Annotated in this window: 19 protein-coding genes; 9 read left to right on the forward strand and 10 right to left on the reverse strand. The window is 61.6% G+C overall.

Features of this window, described 5'->3' with window-relative positions:
• Positions 1-15 precede the first annotated feature (15 nt).
• Both I6E81_RS04105 and I6E81_RS04110 read left to right on the forward strand, forming a co-directional pair.
• Positions 16-642, forward strand: coding sequence for a TetR/AcrR family transcriptional regulator (locus tag I6E81_RS04105; protein ID WP_197106111.1), 627 nt, complete (start codon positions 16-18; stop codon positions 640-642).
• Positions 639-2333: an MDR family MFS transporter gene (locus I6E81_RS04110; protein WP_197106112.1), complete on the forward strand. Its 1695-nt coding sequence runs from the start codon at positions 639-641 to the stop codon at positions 2331-2333. The genes I6E81_RS04105 and I6E81_RS04110 overlap by 4 nt, the downstream gene beginning before the upstream one ends.
• A gap of 102 nt (positions 2334-2435) precedes the next feature.
• On the opposite strand, the gene I6E81_RS04115 is transcribed toward I6E81_RS04110, so the two are convergent.
• The 4 genes from I6E81_RS04115 to I6E81_RS04130 form a co-directional block, all read right to left on the reverse strand.
• On the reverse strand, positions 2436-3152 hold the full coding sequence (locus tag I6E81_RS04115; RefSeq protein WP_197106113.1) for an ABC transporter ATP-binding protein: 717 nt from the start codon (positions 3150-3152) through the stop codon (positions 2436-2438).
• Complete coding sequence (locus I6E81_RS04120) at positions 3149-4954, reverse strand: branched-chain amino acid ABC transporter ATP-binding protein/permease (RefSeq protein WP_307784099.1); 1806 nt, start codon at positions 4952-4954, stop codon at positions 3149-3151. The genes I6E81_RS04115 and I6E81_RS04120 overlap by 4 nt, the downstream gene beginning before the upstream one ends.
• 2 nt (positions 4955-4956) lie before the next feature.
• Entirely contained in the window at positions 4957-5832 is an 876-nt protein-coding gene (locus tag I6E81_RS04125) for a branched-chain amino acid ABC transporter permease (RefSeq protein ID WP_197106114.1), read from the reverse strand.
• Positions 5833-5915: 83 nt separating this feature from the next.
• The gene (locus tag I6E81_RS04130) at positions 5916-7091 is read right to left on the reverse strand and encodes an ABC transporter substrate-binding protein (RefSeq protein WP_197106115.1); all 1176 of its coding nucleotides are present in this window, start codon (positions 7089-7091) and stop codon (positions 5916-5918) included.
• A gap of 150 nt (positions 7092-7241) precedes the next feature.
• Between I6E81_RS04130 and I6E81_RS04135 the strand changes: the two genes are divergently transcribed.
• From I6E81_RS04135 to I6E81_RS04145, 3 genes are all read left to right on the forward strand, one after another.
• On the forward strand, positions 7242-8936 hold the full coding sequence (locus I6E81_RS04135; protein WP_197106116.1) for a sodium:proton antiporter: 1695 nt from the start codon (positions 7242-7244) through the stop codon (positions 8934-8936).
• Between the two features lie 109 nt (positions 8937-9045).
• Positions 9046-9504 carry a hypothetical protein gene (locus tag I6E81_RS04140; RefSeq protein WP_197106117.1) on the forward strand — a complete coding sequence of 153 codons (459 nt, stop codon included), beginning with the start codon at positions 9046-9048 and terminating at the stop codon, positions 9502-9504.
• A complete protein-coding gene (locus I6E81_RS04145; protein ID WP_197106118.1) occupies positions 9501-11153 on the forward strand; it encodes a DUF5671 domain-containing protein in 1653 nt (550 codons plus the stop codon). Before I6E81_RS04140 ends, I6E81_RS04145 begins: the two co-directional genes overlap by 4 nt.
• 30 nt (positions 11154-11183) lie before the next feature.
• On the opposite strand, the gene I6E81_RS04150 is transcribed toward I6E81_RS04145, so the two are convergent.
• Complete coding sequence (locus I6E81_RS04150; protein WP_197106119.1) at positions 11184-11948, reverse strand: SDR family NAD(P)-dependent oxidoreductase; 765 nt, start codon at positions 11946-11948, stop codon at positions 11184-11186.
• A gap of 81 nt (positions 11949-12029) precedes the next feature.
• Positions 12030-13565 carry an aldehyde dehydrogenase (NADP(+)) gene (locus tag I6E81_RS04155; RefSeq protein WP_197106120.1) on the reverse strand — a complete coding sequence of 512 codons (1536 nt, stop codon included), beginning with the start codon at positions 13563-13565 and terminating at the stop codon, positions 12030-12032.
• 98 nt (positions 13566-13663) lie between these two features.
• Here I6E81_RS04155 and I6E81_RS04160 point away from each other — a divergent pair, with 98 nt between their 5' ends.
• The gene (locus I6E81_RS04160; RefSeq protein WP_197106121.1) at positions 13664-14350 is read left to right on the forward strand and encodes a GntR family transcriptional regulator; all 687 of its coding nucleotides are present in this window, start codon (positions 13664-13666) and stop codon (positions 14348-14350) included.
• Positions 14351-14361: 11 nt separating this feature from the next.
• Here the strand turns inward: I6E81_RS04160 and I6E81_RS04165 are convergent, their stop codons facing one another.
• Both I6E81_RS04165 and I6E81_RS04170 read right to left on the reverse strand, forming a co-directional pair.
• Complete coding sequence (locus I6E81_RS04165) at positions 14362-15123, reverse strand: ribonuclease activity regulator RraA (protein WP_197106122.1); 762 nt, start codon at positions 15121-15123, stop codon at positions 14362-14364.
• An 89-nt stretch (positions 15124-15212) separates the two neighbouring features.
• Positions 15213-16025 (reverse strand): IclR family transcriptional regulator, encoded by an 813-nt coding sequence (locus I6E81_RS04170; protein WP_197106123.1) that lies wholly within the window; start codon positions 16023-16025, stop codon positions 15213-15215.
• Positions 16026-16172: 147 nt separating this feature from the next.
• Between I6E81_RS04170 and I6E81_RS04175 the strand changes: the two genes are divergently transcribed.
• From I6E81_RS04175 to I6E81_RS04185, 3 genes are read left to right on the forward strand one after another with little or no spacing between them, the layout of a single operon-like run.
• A complete protein-coding gene (locus I6E81_RS04175) occupies positions 16173-17246 on the forward strand; it encodes a tripartite tricarboxylate transporter substrate binding protein (protein WP_197106124.1) in 1074 nt (357 codons plus the stop codon).
• Complete coding sequence (locus I6E81_RS04180; protein WP_197106125.1) at positions 17243-17752, forward strand: tripartite tricarboxylate transporter TctB family protein; 510 nt, start codon at positions 17243-17245, stop codon at positions 17750-17752. The genes I6E81_RS04175 and I6E81_RS04180 overlap by 4 nt, the downstream gene beginning before the upstream one ends.
• Before the next feature lie 3 nt (positions 17753-17755).
• Positions 17756-19264, forward strand: a complete 1509-nt coding sequence (locus tag I6E81_RS04185; protein ID WP_197106126.1) for a tripartite tricarboxylate transporter permease — start codon at positions 17756-17758, stop codon at positions 19262-19264.
• A 143-nt stretch (positions 19265-19407) separates the two neighbouring features.
• On the opposite strand, the gene I6E81_RS04190 is transcribed toward I6E81_RS04185, so the two are convergent.
• Together I6E81_RS04190 and I6E81_RS04195 are read right to left on the reverse strand one after the other, a co-directional pair.
• Complete coding sequence (locus I6E81_RS04190; RefSeq protein ID WP_231603857.1) at positions 19408-20697, reverse strand: MFS transporter; 1290 nt, start codon at positions 20695-20697, stop codon at positions 19408-19410.
• On the reverse strand, positions 20694-21170 hold the full coding sequence (locus tag I6E81_RS04195; protein ID WP_197106127.1) for a MarR family winged helix-turn-helix transcriptional regulator: 477 nt from the start codon (positions 21168-21170) through the stop codon (positions 20694-20696). The genes I6E81_RS04190 and I6E81_RS04195 overlap by 4 nt, the downstream gene beginning before the upstream one ends.
• Positions 21171-21227: the final 57 nt, after the last annotated feature.

The following is a 21227-nucleotide window of genomic DNA, read 5'->3' on the forward strand; positions in this document are numbered from 1 at the left end:
TGCAATTATTGCTGAGTGCCTGATACTCCTGCCCTCGGTCTCCGCGACCGCAAACGAATCGAAACGCGACTGCGCATCGAAACTGCCGCGGTTGAAATCGTCACGGCTGAAGGGCTTGATGGCGCCACGGTCGACATGATCAGCGACCGCGCCGACATCTCGCCGCGCACCTTCTTCAACTATTTCGAGAGCAAAGAGGATGCCATCCTCGGCACTCAAGACATGGGAGAAGTTCAGCGCGCGATTGATGCTGGAGTCGCCGGCGCAGAAACCGATGACTTGGTCGTTGCGATCGTCTCCACCATGTTCCACATCTTTGGCCCGATGGCCGCACGAACTCAGCTCAAAACACAGCGGATGGCTCTTGTTCAAGAACACCCGCGTTTGTTGAGCCGACAGATTCACCAATTCACGCAACTGAACAGCACGATGGCTGCTGCCGTTGTCGAATTCCTTAATAAGCGAGAAACTACGCTCCCCCGCGACCCCGAACACGTCGCCGAAATTGCCGTAGCCACTTGCGTCGCATCCGTTCGAATCGCGGTCAAGGAATGGATTGCTGCCGGCGCTACCGCCGACATCGACTCCATGTACCTTCGCGCGATCGGACTTACACGAGAAACACTGAACACACTTCAATGACAACCACCAACGAACCACCCGTCGCCGACGTCACTCCCGAAACCTTCAACGATCCCGCTACGAAGCGCAGCATCCTGTTGCTGTTCGTGGGTCTCATGGTGACGATGCTGCTGTCAGCTCTCGACCAAACCATCTTCAGCACTGCGCTCCCCACCATTGTGGGAGAGCTCGATGGCGTGAACCACATGCTGTGGGTCACGACGGCCTACATTCTGGCTGCGACCATCATGATGCCCGTCTACGGAAAACTCGGTGACCTCATTGGTCGCAAGGGTCTGTTCATCGGAGCAATTTCCATCTTCATGATTGGCTCTGTTGTCGGCGGGCTCGCCCCCGACATGACCTGGCTGATCGTCGGCCGTGCCGTTCAGGGACTCGGTGGCGGTGGCCTCATGATTTTGTCGCAGGCGATCATTGCCGATGTGATTCCCGCACGCGAGCGTGGCCGCTACATGGGAGCGATCGGCGGCGTATTTGCTCTCGCGAGCGTCGCCGGGCCACTACTCGGTGGCTGGTTCACTGAGTCGATCGGATGGCGTTGGGCGTTCTGGATGAACCTCCCGCTCGGTGCCCTAGCGATCCTCGCTGCTGTCACCCTGCTCAAACTCCCCCCACACAACAAGCGCAAGCCGAGTATCGATGTCGCCGGCATGGTGTTGCTCGCCATTGCTTCGGCAGCGGTTGTTCTCACGACAACGTGGGGTGGCACACAGTACGACTGGGATTCGCTGCTCATCATCTCGCTAATCATCATCGCCGTTGTCGCCGCCTTCTCCTTCGTGATGGTGGAACGCTCCGCCGCCGAGCCGATCATGCCCATGGGCATGTTCAAGGAACGCAACTTTGTTCTCACGACGGCATCCGGCCTGATTACCGGTATCGCCATGTTCGGTGCCCTCGCCTACATGCCGACGTACTTGCAGATGGTGACGGGTGTGAATGCGACCCAGGCCGGATTCTTGATGATTCCGATGATGGGTGCGCTTCTTCTGAGTTCGGTAACGGCGGGCCAACTGGTTAGTCGCACCGGCCGTTACAAGTGGCTACCGATCACGGGCGCCTTTGTTCTCGCTACCGGTTTGGCGTTGCTCTCCACTATGACGCCCGACCTCCCCCTCTGGATTCTCTGCTCGTACCTCGCCGTGATGGGCCTCGGTATCGGCATGAGCATGCAAATTCTGGTGCTTATCGTGCAGAACACGTTCCCCAACTCGCAGGTCGGCACCGCTACGGCATCCAACAACTACTTCCGCCAGATTGGTGCCTCAATCGGCACCGCAGTGGTCGGCAGCCTGTTCGTTGCTCGTCTCACCGATCTGCTGAGCACCCGCCTTCCGGCTACTGCCGCTGGCACCACCGGCGACACCAACTCATTGACACCAGCTGCTGTGCGCGATCTTCCGGATGCGCTCCGCGAGATCATCGTCAGCTCCTACAACGATTCGCTGGCACCGGTGTTCCTCTACATGGTGCCGCTGGTTCTGCTCTCGGCCGTGCTGCTGATGTTCCTCAAAGAGGTTCCGTTGGCCACCAGCATCGACCGCGGAGAAGCCACGGAATCGCTCAACGTGCTCGGGGACGACGATGACAGCGACGATGCCGAAGCGAAGGCAACGGGTGCCGCTTCGCCCCAACTGACGACAGCGAGCGATCAGTCGGGGCCTGTTTCGATCATCCGCAGTCAGCCGTAGTTGCGGTGACGGCGACCACACAGGTCGCCGCACTGCGTGGCTAGACCCGCAGCATCCTCGTCACTCAACGACGAGAGTGTTGCGGGTCTTTCGCTGTCTGCCCTAGTCGAGGCCGAGGTAGGCCTCGATGACCTTCTCGTCAGCGAGCAGTTCATGGGCGGGGCCAGAGTGCGACACTTCGCCGGTCTCCAAGACGTAACCGTAGTCGGCGGCGGCGAGGGCACGGCGGGCGTTCTGTTCGACAAGGACGACAGTGGTGCCGGTCTGCCGGATCTCCTCGATCACGGTAAACACTTCGTCGACGATCTTCGGAGCCAGCCCCATCGACGGTTCATCGAGCAGCAGAATCTTCGGTTCGGCAATCAGAGCGCGGGCAATCGCCAGCATCTGCTGCTCTCCACCGGATAGCGCGCCAGCATGCAGTTTGCGACGCTCAAACAACACGGGGAATCGCTCGTAGACTTCGGCAACCTTTGCGTGCATCGCACTGTTGCTGCGGTGCCAGCCACCCAGAGTGAGGTTCTCGGCAACAGTGAGGGTGCCCAAGATCTCGCGACCTTCCGGCACCTGCACGAGCCCCGCCTTCACTAGGCGGTGTGCCGGCCACTTGGTGACGTCTGTGCCCTCGAAAGTGATGACACCTTGGCGCGGGCGCAAGAGCCCCGATACGGCGTTGAGCACCGAAGTCTTGCCTGCACCGTTGGCGCCGACGAGCGTGACAAGCGAGCCGACCGGCACCTCGAAGGACACGTCGCGCACGGCCTCCACGCGCCCGTAGTTGACCTGCAGGCCCGTGACACTCAGAATCGGGTCGCTCATCGGTTCTCCTCCGGGGTAGTCGCGTCGTCAGCCGCAGCAGCACCGTCATGCTCGGGGTGCTCGGCTACACGGTCATCAACGACGTGGGCGAGGGTTTCGGAGGCGAGCACGGATGCCGCCTCGACATCCTCATCGGAGCCTGCTGATCCGAGGTAGGCCTCGAGCACGCGCGGGTCCCGAGCGATCTCGCTCGGCTCTCCGAAGGCGATGATCTCACCAAAGTTCAGCACCATGATGCGGTCACACGTGGCCAGCATCATCCGCACATTGTGCTCAATGACGAGCACGGCGATGCCGTCGGCGGCCAGCGAACGAATGAGCTCCGACAGGCTTGCTGCTTCGACATGGTTCATTCCCGCTGCGGGCTCATCGAGCACGAGGAGAGACGGATGCGAGGCGAGCGCGCGGGCGATCTCCAGTCGACGTTGGTCGCCATAGGAGAGGTCACCGGCGGCGTTCGCGGCTTTCTCACCGAGGCCCACGCGGACCAGCTGGGCCGAGGCCATCGCGACGGCTTCACGCTCGAGACGTCGAGCTGAGGGCAAGAAGAACAGCCGACGCAACAGGGTGTCCTGCGTGATGCGGTAGCCGCCGACGAGCACGTTTTCGAGCGCCGAGAGGCGGTTGAAGAGCTTGATCTGCTGGAAGGTGCGCGCCACTCCGGCTTGCGCCAGGCGGTGAGCTTTTGTGCTGGCGGTGAGAGGAACGCCGAGAACACTGCCGGTTCCCGTCGTTGGCGGCGTCAGGCCGGTCACCATGTTGACGAGGGTGGTCTTTCCCGCGCCGTTGGGCCCGATCAGTCCGAGCACCTCTCCAGCATTCACCGTGAGGTCAACAGATTGCACGGCGTGAACTCCGCCGTACGACTTGCCAAGGCCACTGAGGTTGACAAGCTCGGAACCAACAGCTGGCAGAGCAGGCAGCGTGGGCTGGAATGACGGATCGACGTTCAGTCGCTTGGCCGATTTTCGCACCGGGATGAGCCCCGAGAGGCCACCGGGAAGAAAGAGAATCACGACAAGAAGAAGCACACCCGAAATCGTGGGGCGAATCCACCCGGCATCGATTCCGATCGCGCGCTGCACTTCAGGAAGCAAACTGAGGAAAGCGGAGCCAAGAACGGGGCCGATGAAGAGCGTGACACCGCCGACGACTGCGGTGACAAGTCCATCGACTGCAGCAGTGAAGGAGAACTCGTTCGGATCCGCGAACCGGGAGAAGTGCGCGAGAAGCACGCCATAGAGGCCCGCAACTGCTCCGGCGATCACGAACGACGCCATCCGGTACCGAGGAACGTCGATGCCCATGGTGGTCGCGGCCAGTTCATCTTCGCGAATTGCGGCGAACGCTCGCCCGAGGCGGGAACCAGACAGGCGCCAGAACCAGTACGCCACGACGATCAACGCGATCCAGGCGACGCCGGGGCCAACGAGCTTGGCGAAGCTAAGCCCTTGCGCACCATTCGTCCATGTCTGGTTGATCAGAAAGATCCGCACCATTTCACCGAAGGCGAGAGTGGCGATGGCAAGAAACACGCCACGAAGGCGAATGACGGGCAGTCCCAAGATAAACGCGGCGAAGGCGCCGACAATCATGCCGAAGATGATGCCAATGACGAGCGGCGGGATAAAGCCGAATAGTGGCTCGGAGGGTACGACAAGCGCCGAGGTAAAGGCCGCCAACGAGGCGAGCCCTACCTGCGCCAAGCTCAACTGGCCGGCGATGAGCACGGCGTAGAAGCTATAGGCGAGAATCGCCGTGAGGGCGATCAGGGTGATGAGTGACGAGTATTCCGCGATCACGATTAGACCTCCCGCGTCTTGCGAGCGCCGAAGAGGCCCTGCGGTCGAAGTATGAGGATGAGGAACAGAAGACCGAACGCCACCATGTCTCGCCACGAGCTGCCGATGTAGTTGACGGCGAGCACTTCGGCCAGACCGAGGATCAGACCACCAACGAGTGCTCCCGGCAGGGATCCCATTCCGCCGACAATGATCACCGCGAGGGCCTTGAGTTCAACGGCATGGCCGATGCCGAGGGATGCAGCATTCACGTTCAGGGTGAACAACACACCGGCAACCGCACCGAGTGCAGACGAGAGCGCGAAGGTTGTGCTGCTGATGCGACCCACGTTAAGGCCGAGGACGGCGGCGGCGTGCGGGTTCTCGGCGATCGTGCGCATTCCTCGACCCAGCTTGGATTTGGCCACGAGCCAAGTGAGAACGACCATGAGCGAGACGCTGATGATGAGGATGACGACTTGAAGCAGGGACACTGTCGCGCCGAAGATTTCCACGCGCGTAGTGGGAAAGGCATCCGCGGGAAAACGACGGGTATCGGCCCCGTACAGCGCCTGCAAGAGAGAGAGGATAATCGCGCCGAACGCAATCGAAGAGATGAGCCCCGCGAAGTGCGCATCGTGGCGACCGGCGAGCGGCCTGAAAGCGATGCGCTCGATAGCAATGCCCAGGATCGCGCCAACCACCAGCACGATGGGGATGAGCAGCCAGATCGGGACCCCGAAGACCGTGACGATCTCGATACCGACCAAGGCGCCGGCGGTGAACACCGCCGCATGGGCCAGGTTCAGCCGGTCAAGAATGCCGAATACCAGGGTGAACCCGATCGCGAATAACGCGTAGATCGAGCCGAGAAATATCCCGTCCAGAAAGAGTTGCATTGGTGGTGTCCCTGCTCTGTGACTGCGTGCCGCCCGAAGGCGGCACGCAGTCTGCATGTATTTGGCGGTGCGGTGCGGTGACGCTAGTTCAGGATGACGAACTGGCCGTCCTGAACGATCTGCACGAGAGCGTCATGTTCAGCATCGCGGTTCGCGTTCAGAGTCACATTACCGAGAACGGTAGGAACATCCGTGATTGTGCCAAGGCCAGCCTTGATTCCGTCACGCTCGCCCGAGCATTCTGAACGGACTGCCTGGTCGATGATCTGCATTCCGGCGTACGCCTGAGCGGCGAACTGGTCGGGAGCTGAGCTGTAGGCGGCGGTGTAGTCATCAATGAACTTCACGTTCTGCTCATTGTCTGACGCGGAGTTCCACGCGGCTCCCACGATGACGCCTTCTGCAGCATCGCCAGCACCTTCGATGAGTGCGGGCGAGTTGAAGCCGTTTCCACCAATGATCGGGGTGTCGATGCCGATTTCACGGGCCTGGGTCACGAGCGGCACTGCGGCGTCGATGAGACCAGAAACGATGATCGCGTCGGCGTCAGATTGCTTTGCCTTGTTGAGCAGGGCGCGGAAGTCAGTGTCAGCCTTGGAGAAGGTGAGCGTTTCAGCGACCTCAACGTTTTGGTCCTCGAGAGCGGCAGCGAACGCTTGGTAGCCAGATTCGGTGAACGCATCGTCGTTGGCGTACATGACAACGACCTTCTGCACACCGAGACTGTCAACAGCAGCCTTGACGGTCTGCGGGATGACGGCATCTTCAGTGAGGGAGTCGCGGAAAATGTAGTCACCGATTTCGGTGATGCCCGCTGCAGTGTTAGACACACCGAGCACGGGAACGCCAGCGTCCTGCGCGATCGGGTCTGTTTGCTTTGCCGTGTTCGACAGCGTCGGGCCGATGATGACACTAGCGCCAGCGCTAATGAAGCTATCGAAGACCTGGATGGCTTCCTTCGGGTCGGTCGCGTCGTCCTCGACAGTGAGGTCGTACGTGACGCCGCCAACCTCGTTGAGAGTCTTGACCGCAAGTTCGAGTGCATTCTTCTGCCCAGCACCGTACTGTGCAGCAGCACCGGTGAGGCTAAAGGAAGCACCAATGGGGATCTCAGAATCGATGACGCATTCTGCGCCAGTACCGGTTCCGGTCAACTCGCCACCGGCGGTCGATCCCGAATCTGCAGGAGCGCTGCAGGCGGTGAGTGCAAGCAATAGGGTGGAACCGCAAACAGCGGCGGAGAGTAGTTTTCTTCTCATAGTGGACCTCCTTGGCCAAGGTGCAAGAGCCACCTAACGCCTAGGCAAACTCGTCGGTGCGAGTCTATCCATTCTCGCCCTCGCGCTGAGACAGCATCAGTCCTCTCCGGCTATCAGCTTTTCGATAAATTTCCCTGAAAGGCTCAGCACATGACCGAACTGCTTATCGTGATCGTGGTCGCGCTCATTGTGATTGCCTCTGCGACGCTGCTCGGCCCCCGCTTCGGAGTTGCTTCACCCCTCGTTCTCGTTGCCATTGGCGTTGCAGCAAGTCTCGTGCCGGCATTCGACTCGGTGCAGATCGATCCTGAGTTGATTCTTCAAGGCATCCTTCCGCCGCTGCTGTATTCGGCGGCGGTGTCCTTGCCGACCATGAACTTCCGGCGGGAGTTTGGGGCCATCGGCGGACTGTCGGTGGTGCTAGTTGTGGGCACTGCGCTCATCCTTGGCGTGTTCTTCATGCTCGTAATTCCGGGGCTCGGGTTCGCGTGGGGTGTTGCGTTGGGCGCCATCGTGAGCCCCACGGATGCCGTTGCAGCATCCATCATCAAGAAGACACCAGTCTCAAAGCGGGTTGTTGCCATGCTCGATGGCGAAAGCTTGCTGAACGATGCGACTGCCCTCGCGCTGCTGCGGGCCGCGATTGTGGCGACAGCAGCAACGTTCTCGTTTTGGGGTGCGGTTGGCTCCTTCTCCTATTCGGTCCTGATCGCCCTCGTCATTGGTGGTGCGGTTGGTTGGCTGAACCTTGTTGTTCGCAAACGCATCACCGATCCCACCGTCAACACGGCGATCTCGTTCACGGTCCCCTTTATTGCGTCGGTTCCTGCCGAGTTATTGGGTGCCTCGGGGCTGGTCGCCGCTGTTGTTGCAGGAATTGTGACCGGCATCCGGGCACCACGATTGTTCTCGCCCCAGAATCGGCTTTCGGACACCCAGAACTGGCGCATGATCGAGCTCGTTCTTGAGGGCGCGATTTTCTTGATGATGGGCCTTCAGATTTCGGCCATTCTGACGGATGTCGAAAACGATGATGCAGGAATAAGGAATGCGGTGCTGATCGCGGCCGGGGCTCTCGTGATCACAGTCGTGGTGCGTGCAGCGTATGTCGCTCCCCTTCTCGCGTTCTTGGCCCGCCGTTCGAAGCGGCATGAGTCTATGAAGTCGCGAATGCAGGTGGTGCAAGAGCGGCTGAATGCACCGAAGGACATTCAGGATGCGGCGGAGCGCGGCAGTAAACACAATCCGGCCCGATCGGAGCGCTATCTTCAACGCGTGACCGGTCTGGTCACTCGGTCGTTGGCCGATATCGAGTATTTTCGGCGTGAGCCTTTGGGTTGGCGCGAGGGCACCACTGTGGTGTGGGCTGGCATGCGAGGCGCGATCACGGTGGCTGCAGCCCAGACGTTGCCCGCTGACACTCCTCAGCGTTCGACCCTCATTTTGATTGCGTTTGCGGTGGCGGCGATGTCACTGCTCGTCCAGGGTGGAACGATCGGCACCGTCGTACGACGGATCTCACCGAAGGCCGATAAGGTCGCGGTCGCTGAGCGAGAACGGGAAGAACGAACCCGCCTCTTTGCCCTCTTGAAAGCAAGCGCGAGCACCATCCCTCCGCGGCTGGATGTCAATGGTGCTGTCGTTGATAGCGATAACGCCTACGCTCCGCTGGACGCTGATTTCGATGACGAGAAACGCCACCGACTGGCGGTCATTGATGCTCAGCGCACGGCTCTGCTTGACGCGCGCGATAACGGCATCTTCGATGCCGACCTGCTGGAGAATGCCTTGGCGAATCTCGACGCCTCACAGATCGCGCTCGAGATGCGCGGCAAGCCCGCCTGACAGGGGCAATGGCATCCACACGCAGCGGTTGAGGGATGCCGAGCGTCCCCAGCGAGCGCTGGTGAAGTGATGGCTAGCCTTGCAGGCCGAGATGGACGAAGATGGCGTCATGGAACCAACCGCCGCACGCCCCGATCGCACGCTCATCGCGATCCTTTCCGTCATCGCCGCCATCGTGGTGATTGCGCTCGTTGTGGTGTTCACCCGCGGCGGCCCAGCGGTACTCGATCCGGCAACGCCCGAAGGCGTTGTGCAGTCTTATTCGCTCGCGATTGTGGATAGCGACTTCGCGACGGCGCGCGACCTGTTGTCCGCCGAGCTGCGTGAGAATTGCGACCCGGCCGATCCGAGCACCTTTCAAGGCCTGAGGATGACCGTCATCTCGTCAACCATCAACGACGACACCGCCGTGGTGCGGGTGTCGATGGAACGCGGCAGTGGCGATTTCGGTGGCTCCGGCTACGTGTCAGAAGAAGTGTTCACCCTCGTTCTCGAAGACCGCTCATGGCGGATTGAGTCAGCCCCGTGGGACCTCACCCTCTGCTACAACCAAGGACTCGGCGAATGACCACCTCACGCACAACAACTCCCCCACCCTCAGTGGCAGCGACGCCAGCGGTCGGTGGCGTGCAAACTGTGCGCCGAGTCATCACCTACGGGTTGCTAGCGGCGACCGTCATTATTGCGGCGAGCGGCCTCAGCGGCCTGCTCGACCGACTGTTCAGTGCTGGCCGTGTCGAGGTGAGTTTCGATAACTACGGCTTGGCGACATCACTCGCCTCCGCCCTCGTCGCTGGACCTCTCGCGGCGGGGCTGTGGTGGTTGACGTGGCGCGATTCGGCAATGGCGCGAGATCGAGCATCCATTCTCTGGCCGGTATATCTCGTCGTGATGTCAACGGTCGCGCTCCTGGTCGCAACCATCTCGTTGTTCTCCTGGGCGTCCGATGCGATCGTCAACGGCTGGCGACCCTCCGGCCTTGCCGTGGGGATCGTGTGGGGTTTGGTGTGGGCCTGGCACTACTGGATGTGGCGGCATCCGCTCAAAGCGCCCACCCGCCTAGCCGGTGCTGCACCGGCAATCGCATCGCTGTTGGGCCTCATTTATCTTGCTGGCGGACTAGCGGTGGCTGTCGCCCGCATCATTGATGCCGCGATTGATGCGTTCGTGGGAAGCGTTTTCGTGACAGACCCGCTGTGGCAGCTGGTGTTGCAAGCGCTCGTCTGGGCAGCCGGCGGCGCGCTGTTGTGGTGGTGGCATTGGTTCCGCGCCGGAGTGCGTTCGCAATCGCACGGCTTCGCCAACGTCTTGCTGGTGTTCATTTCGGGCATCGCCTCGATTGCGGCCTACGTTGTGGGCACCGCCGTTGTGCTGTGGGTGATTCTCTCGCTGCTCGCGCGCGTGCCAGAACCACTCTCGGTCACTCTGAGTCCTCTCGGCAGCGCGTTTTCGGCTGCCGCGGTTGGCATCGTTGTCTTCACTTATCACGCTCGCATTTTCGGAGCACGCTCTCGGGGAGTCCGCTCCGCGGTCGGGTTCGCTAGCTCTGGTGTGTCCCTTGCGGTGGCCGCGACTGGCGTCGGCGTGACGGTAAATGCGTTGCTCGCAACATCCAGCAATTCGATTATTGAGGGCAACATCCGCAGCCTGCTATTGGGTGGTCTCAGTGGCCTGCTCGTGGGTGGAGTCTTCTGGTGGAGAGCCTGGCGCCCGCTGCACGCGTCAGCTCCTGAGCGCGTGGCGACTCCCGGTCGGCGCATCTATCTCGTGATCATTTTCGGCCTCAGCGCACTCGTGGCACTCATCACGTTGCTCGTGATCGGCTTTCAGCTGTTCTCGTTCTTGCTCGATGGTGGCAGTGGTGAAAGCTTCGTGGAGCGTTCGCGTCAAGCCCTCGGGCTGCTCACGGCCACCCTCCTCGTTGCCGCCTACCATTTCGCGATTTGGCAACGAGACCGCGCCTCCAACGTCACTGAAGAAGTCGTTCGTCGCATCGGTCGCGTCACACTCGTAGCCTCCCACGACAACGCCGAACTCGTGGATGCCGTGCGCGCTGCAACCGGAGCCCGCGTGACGGTTCTTCAGCGCGCGACTGCTTCGCCGCTTGAACCGGGCATCGCCGAAATCGTTGCCGCCCTCGACGGTATCGAGGCCAGCAACGTTCTCGTGGTGGCGGGCGCTAAGGGCAAGATCGCGGTCATCCCCCTCAAGGGGTAGCGCTCTCGTGAGCGGACGCGGAATTGCTGGCTAGCGGAAGTTCAACCCGCCGTTAATGTCGAGAACCTGCCCCGTCACGTACGACGACAGGTCAGAGGCCAAGAAGGCAGTGACGCCAGCGACGTCTTCCACAGTTCCAGCGCGCCCCAACGGCACACCGGCGATGATTCCGGGCTGCGCGCTGCTTGGCGTGAAGTTGTTGTGGAACGGAGTGTCACCGATGAACCCGGGCGCGAGAGCATTGACGGTGATGTTCGACGCGGCAAGCTCCTTGGCGAGACCTCGCGTGAAGCCGACGATGGCGGACTTTGCCGTCGCGTAGGCAACAGCACCGGCGCCACCACCATTTTCGGAGGCGAGCGACGACATCATGATGACGCGGCCGGCGCTCGACTGCGTCAGGTACGGGATCGCCGCGCGAGAGACGAAGAACCCGCTCGTGGCGTTGACATCCATCACCTGGTGCCAGTGCTCGTCGCTCATCTCGGCGATCGTGTGACGCCCGACGAGGTTTCCTGCGTTGTTCACGATGATGTCGAGACCACCAAGCGCTTGCGCAGCGGCATCCACGACGGATGTTGCTTGGGCAGAGTCGGTGAGGTCACCCTGCACCGCGACCGAAGTGCGGCCGAGGGCCACGATCTGGGCCACGACGTCGGCAGCGGCATCCTTGCTCTTGGCGTAGTGGACGACGACATCTGCGCCGGCTTGGGCGAGACCAAGCGCGATCGCCGCGCCAATTCCTTGTCCTGCGCCGGTGACTAGGGCTTTGCGGCCGGTGAGGTTGAGCTGCATGGTGCCTCTTTCTGGTTGAGCGATGAAAAACAGGTACTAAAAATCGGGGATGGTCAGGCTTGGTATACCAACGAGTCGAGGCTACACGATCACCTTTTTGCTGGTCGCGGCACGGGCCGGAAGAACGAGCACACCGTCAATACGACGCGGGATTGAGGAGAACTCCTCCCGCAATTCCTCGGGGAGCACCGCTGCCGGCGCATCCTGAAAAGCGATCGGGCGGAGAAAACGACGGATGGCGCTGACACCGACCGAGCTGTGTTGGGAGTTTGTGGACGGCCAGTTTCCGCCGTGGTGTTGCGCCCACGACACTCGCACTCCGGTAGGAAAGCCGTTGAAAACGAGTCGACCGACTGTCGGCGCAATCCGCTCAGAAAGTTGGCGTACGACATCCGGTTCATCATCGCCGTGGTGAATAGTGGCGGTGAGCGAACCGGGAATGGCATCGACGGCGTGGAAGATCTGCTCAAGCGAGTCGAAGCGAGCGACAACGAGCACGGGCCCGAAGGCTTCCTCGGCGGTTGCTTCAGTGAAGTCTGCAGCATCGATCTCCAGCAGCGTGGGCGCCGCGAGGATGCCCGCGCCAGCCAACGAGCCGACCGCGAGTACGTTCGCGCCACCATCATTCGTGATTCTTCCGAGGATGTCGGTCAGCGAATGCGAAATGCGTTCGTTGAGCAGCACCATTCCACCAGCCGCGGCGGTGCGCGCTCGCAGATCTTCGAGGAGCGCGTCTCCGCTCTCCCCCCGCGGCACGAAGGCGACGCCCGGCTTGGTGCAGAACTGACCGGCCCCTAGGGTGAAGGATCCGAACAGCCCTTCGGCGATCTGCGTCGTGCGTTCGGCTGCTGCCGCCGGCGTCACAATTAGCGGGTTCAGGCTGCTGAGTTCTCCGTAGAACGGAATCGGGTTGGGGCGCTTGCTGATGATTGCCAGCAGCGCTTCTCCTGCTCCGAGCGATCCGGTGAATCCGACGGCAGCGATGTGCGGGTCGGCCACGAGAACACGCCCCGACTCGGTGCCATACACAATGCCAAGGATGCCCTCCGGAGCACCGTAGGCCGAAGCCGCGTCAGCGAGCGTGCTGAACGACAACCGCGAGGTGAGCGGATGCGAACTGTGCGCCTTGATGACGACGCTGTTGCCCGCCGCGAGCGCCGATGCAGTGTCACCGCCCACAACAGAGAACGCGAACGGAAAGTTGCTCGATCCGAAGACCGCTACTGGCCCAATGGGCAGCAGCATCCGGCGCAGCTCTGGCGCAGCCCCTAGCGGGGTTTCCCCGGCGTGGTCAATCGTGGCCTCAAGGTAGCTACCTTCACGAAGCGCTTCAGCAAACAGTCGAAACTGAAATTGCGAGCGACTGAGTTCGCCATTCAATCGCGCCTCGCCGAGACCGGTTTCGTCATTGGCCGTGGCGACGAGCGCTGGGCGGTGATGTTCTAAACCGTCGGCGAGGGCCTCCAACAGCCCGGCCCGCCAGTCACGAGTGCTCCCCCGCACTGTGTCAAACGCTAGCTGCGCGGATGCGGCCCGCGCGGCAGTCTCTGCCGGTGACGTCTGTTCAATGTCGGTTTCGTTCGTAATCCCGGTTGCGGGGTTGGTCGTTGTCAGCATGATTCTCCCAAGGATGAGGGGCGGTGGGGTGTGAAGTGCGCGGCCGTTCTGGTGTCGCATTTGCGAGGCAGAGCGTGTGGTCGTTTAGGCTGACCTCCATGACCCAGTCGCTCGACGCCACTTTTCCGTCCCCGCTGCCGCCGCAGGCGGACACTCCCACGCGCACGGATCAGATCATCGATGCACTGCGGTCGGCGATCGTTTCTGGAGCCTTGGAACCGGGTCAGGTTCTTGTCGAGCGAAAGATTGCCGAGCAGTTGGGGGTCTCGAAAACTCCCGTGCGTGAAGCGCTGATTGTGCTCGAGCGATCGGGACTGCTGGATGTTCAGGCCCGCCGCATTTCGGTTCGACGACTGGGGTTCACCGACATCCGCCACATCTATGAAGAGCGTGTCTTGCTCGAACCGTGGGCCATTATGGATGCTGCGCGAAGCGGTCGTGAGTTCACTGTCGCTGGCCAGGCGCTGGCTGACGCTCGTATTTTCGCCGCCGCCAACGACAACGCGGCGACCGCGCTCGCCAACCGTCGCTTTCATCGCGGAATGTATGCCAATAGCGAGAACGAGTTCATCGTCAATTCGCTCGACCGTTTGCAGGATCTCACGGCGTTGGCCGTTGCTGGAGTGCTCTGGGAGAACTGGCCGCGACGCGAGATTGAAGCGAGCGAGCACGAGGCGATCTACGCTGCAGCGAGCAGCGGGGATGCCACGACGGCAGCGCGTCTGATGAAAGAACACATTGGTGCCTCCATCGAGCGTGTAACCAAGCGTGAGCTCGGGCTGTAGCGGACTCACGATTAGTTGGGCAGCAGTTCGCTGTAGCTCTTCAGCAGTTCTTCGTTGGGCGGATACGTTCCGCGCAGGGGGCTTCCCGCTTCGACTTTCGACAGGATGAATTCTTCGAGCTCTTCCTGTTCGAGAGCGTCGTGCGCCACAGACTCGGCGAGGTGACGTGGGATGCAGACCACTCCATCGCGATCGCCGACCATGATGTCACCCGGATAGATTGCGACTTCGGCGCACGCGATCGGGATCTGAAAGTCCACAACGTGGTGCTGCGCCAGGTTGGTTGTCGGCGATGCGCCGGCAGAAAACGTCGGCAGGTCTAGTTCTTCGAAACCGACCATGTCGCGGAACGAGCCGTCGCTGACGATTCCGCTTGCTCCCCGCATCTTCAAGCGTGTCGCGAGAATGTGCCCAATGGATGCCGCCCGCTTCTTGCCGCGAGCGTCAATGACGAGCACTTGCCCCGGTTCGACCGACTCGACACCGATCCGTTGCGGATGGTCGTAGTCCTGAAAGATCGACGGCACATCGATGTCTTCTCTGGCGGGGATGCACCGCATCGTGAATGCTTCTCCGAGCAGACGCTGGCGCTCGGGGTTCGAGAATTCGAGCCCCTCGAGGTAGGTGTTGCGCAGCCCACGAGACATCAACTGAGTGGTGATCGTTGCGGTGCTCACTCGACTGAGTGCGAGGGTCGCTTCGGGGCTTAACGGGGCGAGGTGCGCCGCCGCTTGCTCATCGATCTCACTGCGATTCGCTGAATTGGTGTGCATTCTCAAAACCCTCCATTAGGCCGACATCCGGAGTTAGTATACTGGTATACCAAGATCTCAAGTGCGGTCGTGGGGCGAGAGCGCCGTGACTACCCCAGCGCTGGAACCACAATCTCGGGCTCGCGAGCGCCGAGCTGCACCCGCACTTCGTGCGCTGCTGCCACCAGAGCCCGCAGCACATCCGTCGGCCAGAGATCGCTCGTGCGCGTCGCCGACATCGTGATGGAGATCGCCGTAGTGATTCCGCCGGTCGCGCTCGTGAGCGGCACAGCAACACTGCGGGAGCCTGCGAGGTAAGTCTCATCGTCTAGGGCGTAGCCCCGCGCTTTCACTTCGGCAATGCGGGCAAGAAGAACGGGCACCTCGACGGCCACTTTGTTGACTAACAACGGCGCAGGAGCGGCAACAAGCCGGCGCTTCACTTCTGTGGGATCGAGGCTGCTCAACAGCGCCGTGCCTGGCGCTGTTGCATGGGCTGGGAGCTTCATCCCGACCGACGAACCGAACCGCATTCCCTCACTGGAATGCTGGCTGATAGCGAAATATGCGCTTTCTGCACCATCGAGTCGAAGCAGCTGAACGGTTTCGCCGAGATCGGATGCTAGGTCATCGAGCACCGGCCGTGCCGCGTTAGCGATCTGGTTGTGACCGGTGTACATCTGGCCGACATGCCAGGCACGCAGCCCCAACGAATACTGCCGGGTTGAGGTGTCGTGCTCAAGCCAGCCCGCAGAGTGCAGCGTGTTGAGCAGGCCGTGGGCGCTAGATCGCGGCAGCGCGAGCGCGGTAACGATCTCGGTGAAGCTCACGTAGCCCTTGGCTGCGACCAAGTCGACGATCGCCAATGCGCGATCGGCCGACTTGACGGAATGGGCTGGTGACGCCGCTGTCTGGTGTTGCATAGTCCGGAGTTTACAGATGTGAACTCGTTGTGGCACTTCTCTGACGATGAGTTTTTGCAGCACTAAAGACAGCACCCTGCCAACTGTGGTATCTTCGGCGTTCACAAGCATGAACGTGAATTAACAACAATGATTGGTTGGATATCAATGTCGATGTCAAAAATCGCCTCTAGCGGGCTCTTGCACAAGCCTTCGCGTCGCGTCAGGGTTTCGGGACTCGCCATAGCCGTCTCCGCGGGACTTCTCGTCAGTGGCTGTGCGCAGTCCGGCGAAACTTCTACTGATTCTGCTGCGGGCAGTTCGGGTGATGCGTGTGACATTTCGTCGACGTACCCGAGTGGTGCGATCGAATTCATCGTGCCGTGGGCTGCCGGCGGAGGCACCGACAGCGTCTCTCGCTTCGTCGGAATTCAGTTGTCTGACCGTTTGGGAGTTCCGGTCAACGTCGTCAACCGTGACGGCGGTGGTGGCGTTATCGGTCACACGGCCATCGCTAACGGCAACGCCGACGGCTCCGTTATCGGTATGACCACGGTGGAAATCACCATGATGCACTGGCAGGGTCTCACCGACCTCAGCTATGAAGACATCACTCCGATCGCTCAGGTCAACTCTGACCCCTCGGGCATCACGGTTGCCGCTGACGCCCCGTGGGACACGATCGAAGACCTTCTGGATGATGCCCGCGCTAACCCCGGCGACATCGTCGGCTCTGGCACAGCAATTGGTGGAATTTGGGACCTGGCTCGCGCCGGAATGTTGCTCGAGGCCGGCATGGATGTCAACGACATCCGTTGGGTACCGAGCGCTGGTTCCGCCCCCGCCCTTCAAGAGCTCGCTGCTGGCGGTATTGATGTCACGTTCGCCAGCCTCGCTGAGAACGCCACGATGATCGGTGCCGGCGAAGCTCGCCCGCTCGCCATTATGGGCGAAGAGCGCGACCCGAACTACCCCGACGTTCCGACCCTCAAGGAGGTCGGAATCGACTTCTCGATGGGTTCCTGGCGCGGCGTTTCTGGCCCCGCTGGAATGGACGAAGACATCGTTGCTGAACTCGAATGCCAGGTTGCTGACATTGTGGCGAGCGACGAGTACGTCGAATTCATGACGACCGCCGGCTTCGGCGTTGACGGCAAGGACACAGCCGCGTTTACTGAGTTCATCGTCAACGAAGACAAGGCAAAGGGAACCATCATGGAAGCAGCAGGACTGACCGGATGACTTTCGACACCGCTCCGGAGGTAGAGGAGTCGGTGGGCAAGCCCGAAAACAGCTACGACCTCGCCAGTGGCGTGGTCGTAGTTGTTTTCGGCTCGGCCATCCTTCTCGCCGTCCGCGATTACCCCACCCTGCCGAGCGGAGAGCTCGGCCCCTCGCTCTTCCCCGGCATTATTGGCGGGCTCATGATTCTCATGGGTGTCCTGCTTCTGGGGCGATGGTTCAAAGATCGCAAGACTGTTCGACCGGCGAAGGAAAAGGGCGAAGCTGTCGTCTGGAGCAGGTGGATCAATGCCGGGCTCATCATCGGTGCGGTCATCTTCTATCTTCTCGCCGTCGACTTCCTCGGCTTTCTCACGACCGTCAGTGTGATGACGGTCGGTCTGATCTTCCGACTCGGCACGAAGTGGTGGGTCGCCATCACGGCCGGCGTGCTCACCACGCTCGTGGTCTGGCTGATCTTCAATAAGGTGCTCCTTGTGCCGCTTCCTCTTGGATTCTGGGGTTAGAACATGGTCGACAATCTCTCCCAAGCGCTCAGCATGGTGGCGAGTTGGGAACTGCTCCTCGTCGTGCTCGCCGCAGGCGTTTACGGCATCTTCATTGGATCCATTCCTGGCCTCACCGCCACGCTGGCCGCCGCGCTTCTCGTGCCCTTCGCATTCTTCCTCGACCCGCTTCCCGCCATTGCGTCGATCATCACGATGTCGGTGATGGCGATCTTCGCGGGTGACATCCCGTCGGCCTTGGTGCGGATGCCAGGCACACCGGCGAGTGCGGCCTACGTCGAAGATTCCTACCGCTTGACCCAGAACGGCCGGGGCGCTCTCGCGCTCGGAGTCGGCCTACTGGCGTCGGCGACCGGCGGAATTTTCGGTGGGTTGGTGCTGATTTTCGCTGCACCACAGCTTGCCAAGGTGGCGCTGCTCTTTACGTCGTACGAGTACTTCTGGGTCGCAATTCTTGGCCTGACCGCCGCGGTTATTATTTCTCGCGGTTCTCAAGTCAAGGGCACCATCGCGCTGCTCATCGGGCTCTTCGTGTCGACCATTGGTCTGGACATCTCGGTGGGCTTCCCCCGCTTCACGTTCGGCAGCAGCGACTTGCTGGGTGGCATCAACTTCATCCCGGCAATGATCGGTCTGTTCGGCTTGTCGCAGGTGCTGCGCAATGTCATCAGCCCTCCCCCAGCAGCGCTCCCGATTCGTATCGAGTCGAAGGGTCTGCTGCGCAATGCCGCAAGCACTCTGTGGAGCTACAAGAAGACAGCAGTCGGCGGCAATGTCATCGGCAGCGCGATTGGCACGTTGCCGGGCGCTGGCGGAGACATCGCGGCGTGGGTGGCCTACGCGGTTACCAAGAACGGCTCGAAAGAGGGCAAGAACTTCGGTAGAGGCAAGGGGCACATCCAACCGATTGTTGGTGCGAGTTCTGCCAACAATGCCGGAGTCGGCTCTGCCTATATTCCGACACTCGTATTCGGCATCCCGGGAGACACGATCACCGCCATTCTGCTCGGTGTGCTGCTCGTCAAGGGCGTACAGCCGGGGCCGTCACTATTCGATAGTCAAGCGCCCTTGTTGTACTCGATTTTCATCGTATTCATCGCGGCGAATATCTTGATGATCCCGCTCGGCTACCTCGCCATCCGTGGCAGCGGAATGCTACTGCGGGTGCCTAACTCGGTGCTCATGCCCATCATCGTGGCGTTCTGTGTTGTGGGTTCGTTCTCAATCAACAACGGCCTGCTCGAAGTGGGAATCATGCTGATCTTCGGCATCCTCGGCTATCTGCTGGAACAGGCGAAGTTCCCGCTCGCCCCGGTAGTGCTCGGGTTGGTTCTTGGGCCGATTGTGGAAAAGAACTTCATGCAGAGCGTCATCAAGACAGAGTGGGACCTTACGCAGTTCTTGACCCGCCCGATGAGCGCCGCGCTGATGATTCTCACGATCATCGTGTTGCTCTACCCCGTGCTGCAGAAGCTCATCGGCAAGCTGCTGCGTTACCGCAAGCCCCTTTAGACCTGAGCAGCCGGCGACGCTAGACCCGAACAGTCGCCGACACACTCGCGAGCGAAAAGAAGCCGCCCACCCTCCAGCTGGTTACTGGGAGTGGGCGGCTTTTCGTTGCGCTCTTTAGGTCACGCGCTAAATGGCTGGCACCGCTAGCGGTCGCCAGCCGCGATGACTTCGGCTTCTTCGGTGATGCTGATTTCTGCGCCATCCGCTTTCCGTAGGCGTTTGCGACCCAAGATCACGATGAGGGTCGCAACGAGCACGGAGCCCGCTGCGGCGTAGAACGGGGTTGCCGGTGAGATCGCGGCGGCGAGAATGCTGGCGGCGGGTGGGGCGATGGCTCCCCCAAGGAAGCGCACGCCCGAGTAGGCGGATGACGCCACCGAGCGTGGCAGGTCGGTGGCTTCCATGACGCATTCGGTGAGCACGGTGTTGAGCACGCCGAGCAGCATTCCGCCGACGACGACACACACGATGAGGCCGGGGCCGGAGCCGATGAAGAGCGCGGCCGCCACGAGGTCGAGCGCGAGCAGGGGCAGCACGAGTCGCAGTACGAGGGTGCGCGGCAGGCGGTGCGTGAGCAGCGGCGCGACCCACACGGAGGTGACGGCGAGCGAGAGCCCCCAGCCGAAGAAGATAAAGCCGAGGGTCATGGCGCTGCCAAAGCCGAGCGGAACCAGGGCGAACGGCGTGTAGGCGAGCAGCACGAAGAATGCGATGTTGTAGAACAGCGCTGCGGCGGCGAGAACTCCGAGGGCCGGGTTGGCCAGAGCGCGGAAGGGCGCTGAGAGCGGCGTCGGGGTGGGGCGCACCGCATCCGTTTTCATGACGGTCACGATGCCGATGAAGCCGATGGCCATGAGGGTGGCGGTGCCGAAGAACGGGCCGCGCCAGCTGATGCCGCCGAGGAGCCCGCCGAGGAGTGGCCCGATCGCGATGCCCAGGCCGAGGGCTGCTTCGTAGAGGATGATCGCCGAGCTCGTGCCTCCGGATGCCGCACCCACGATGGTCGCGAGAGCCGTCGAAATGAAGAGGGCATTACCGAGCCCCCAGCCGGCGCGGAAGCCGATGACCCATTCGACGTTGCCCGACAGCCCTGCGGCGAAGGCGAATAGCACGACGAGGGCGAGTCCGATGAGGAGGGTGCGTTTGGCGCCAATGCGGCTCGAGATCCAGCTCGTGAAGAACATGGCGAGACCCGTGATGAGCAGGTAGCTCGTGAAGAGCATCTCGGTTTCGGTGGCTGTTGCCTGCAGGTCTTGGGCGATGGCGGGCAGGATCGGGTCAACGAGCCCGATGCCCATGAAGGCGATCACGGAGGCGAAGGCGACGGCCCAGACGGCACGCGGTTGGTGCAGGATGCTGCTGGTGGTGCTCGCGTTGGGGTTCACGGTTTCGGACGTTGGAGCGCCGGTGTCGGATGCGGTGGTGCGGGTCATGATTGTCCTTCTGGGGGTGCGGTGACGGGGGCGCCCGGCGCGAGGTCGGCTGCGGCATCCGCTCGTTGCCCAATGATTTCGACGGCGCGGCGCAGCACGGCCACGTCGTCGGTGTCGAGGTCGGCGAAGAGCGGGAGCATGGCTCCGGCGAGTTCATCGCGCCAGGCGATGAGGGCATCTGCACCGGCGGTGGTGACGGCGATTTGGGAGGCGCGGGCGTCATCCGGATCGGCGAGGCGATTGACCCAACCGCGTTCGGTGAGGTTGCTGACGAGCTTCGTGGCGGTCGGCTGGGCGACGCGGCTGAGTTCGGCAAGTTCGCCGAGGCGCATGGGCCCGCCGGAGTTGAGCACGCTGAGGGTGCGCCACACTGCGGGCGATTCGGAGCTGCCGGTGGCGCGCGCGGCTAACCGCGTGAGGCGCTGGTTGACCGAGACGAGGTCGCCCAGCAGGGAGGGAAGCGAAGTTGGCATGCCTCCACTATACATAGCCCGGCTATATAAATTAACCGCCGCGATTAGGCCGTGAGT

Source organism: Salinibacterium sp. NG22 (genome assembly GCF_015864925.1).
Taxonomy (GTDB): Bacteria; Actinomycetota; Actinomycetes; order Actinomycetales; family Microbacteriaceae; genus Rhodoglobus.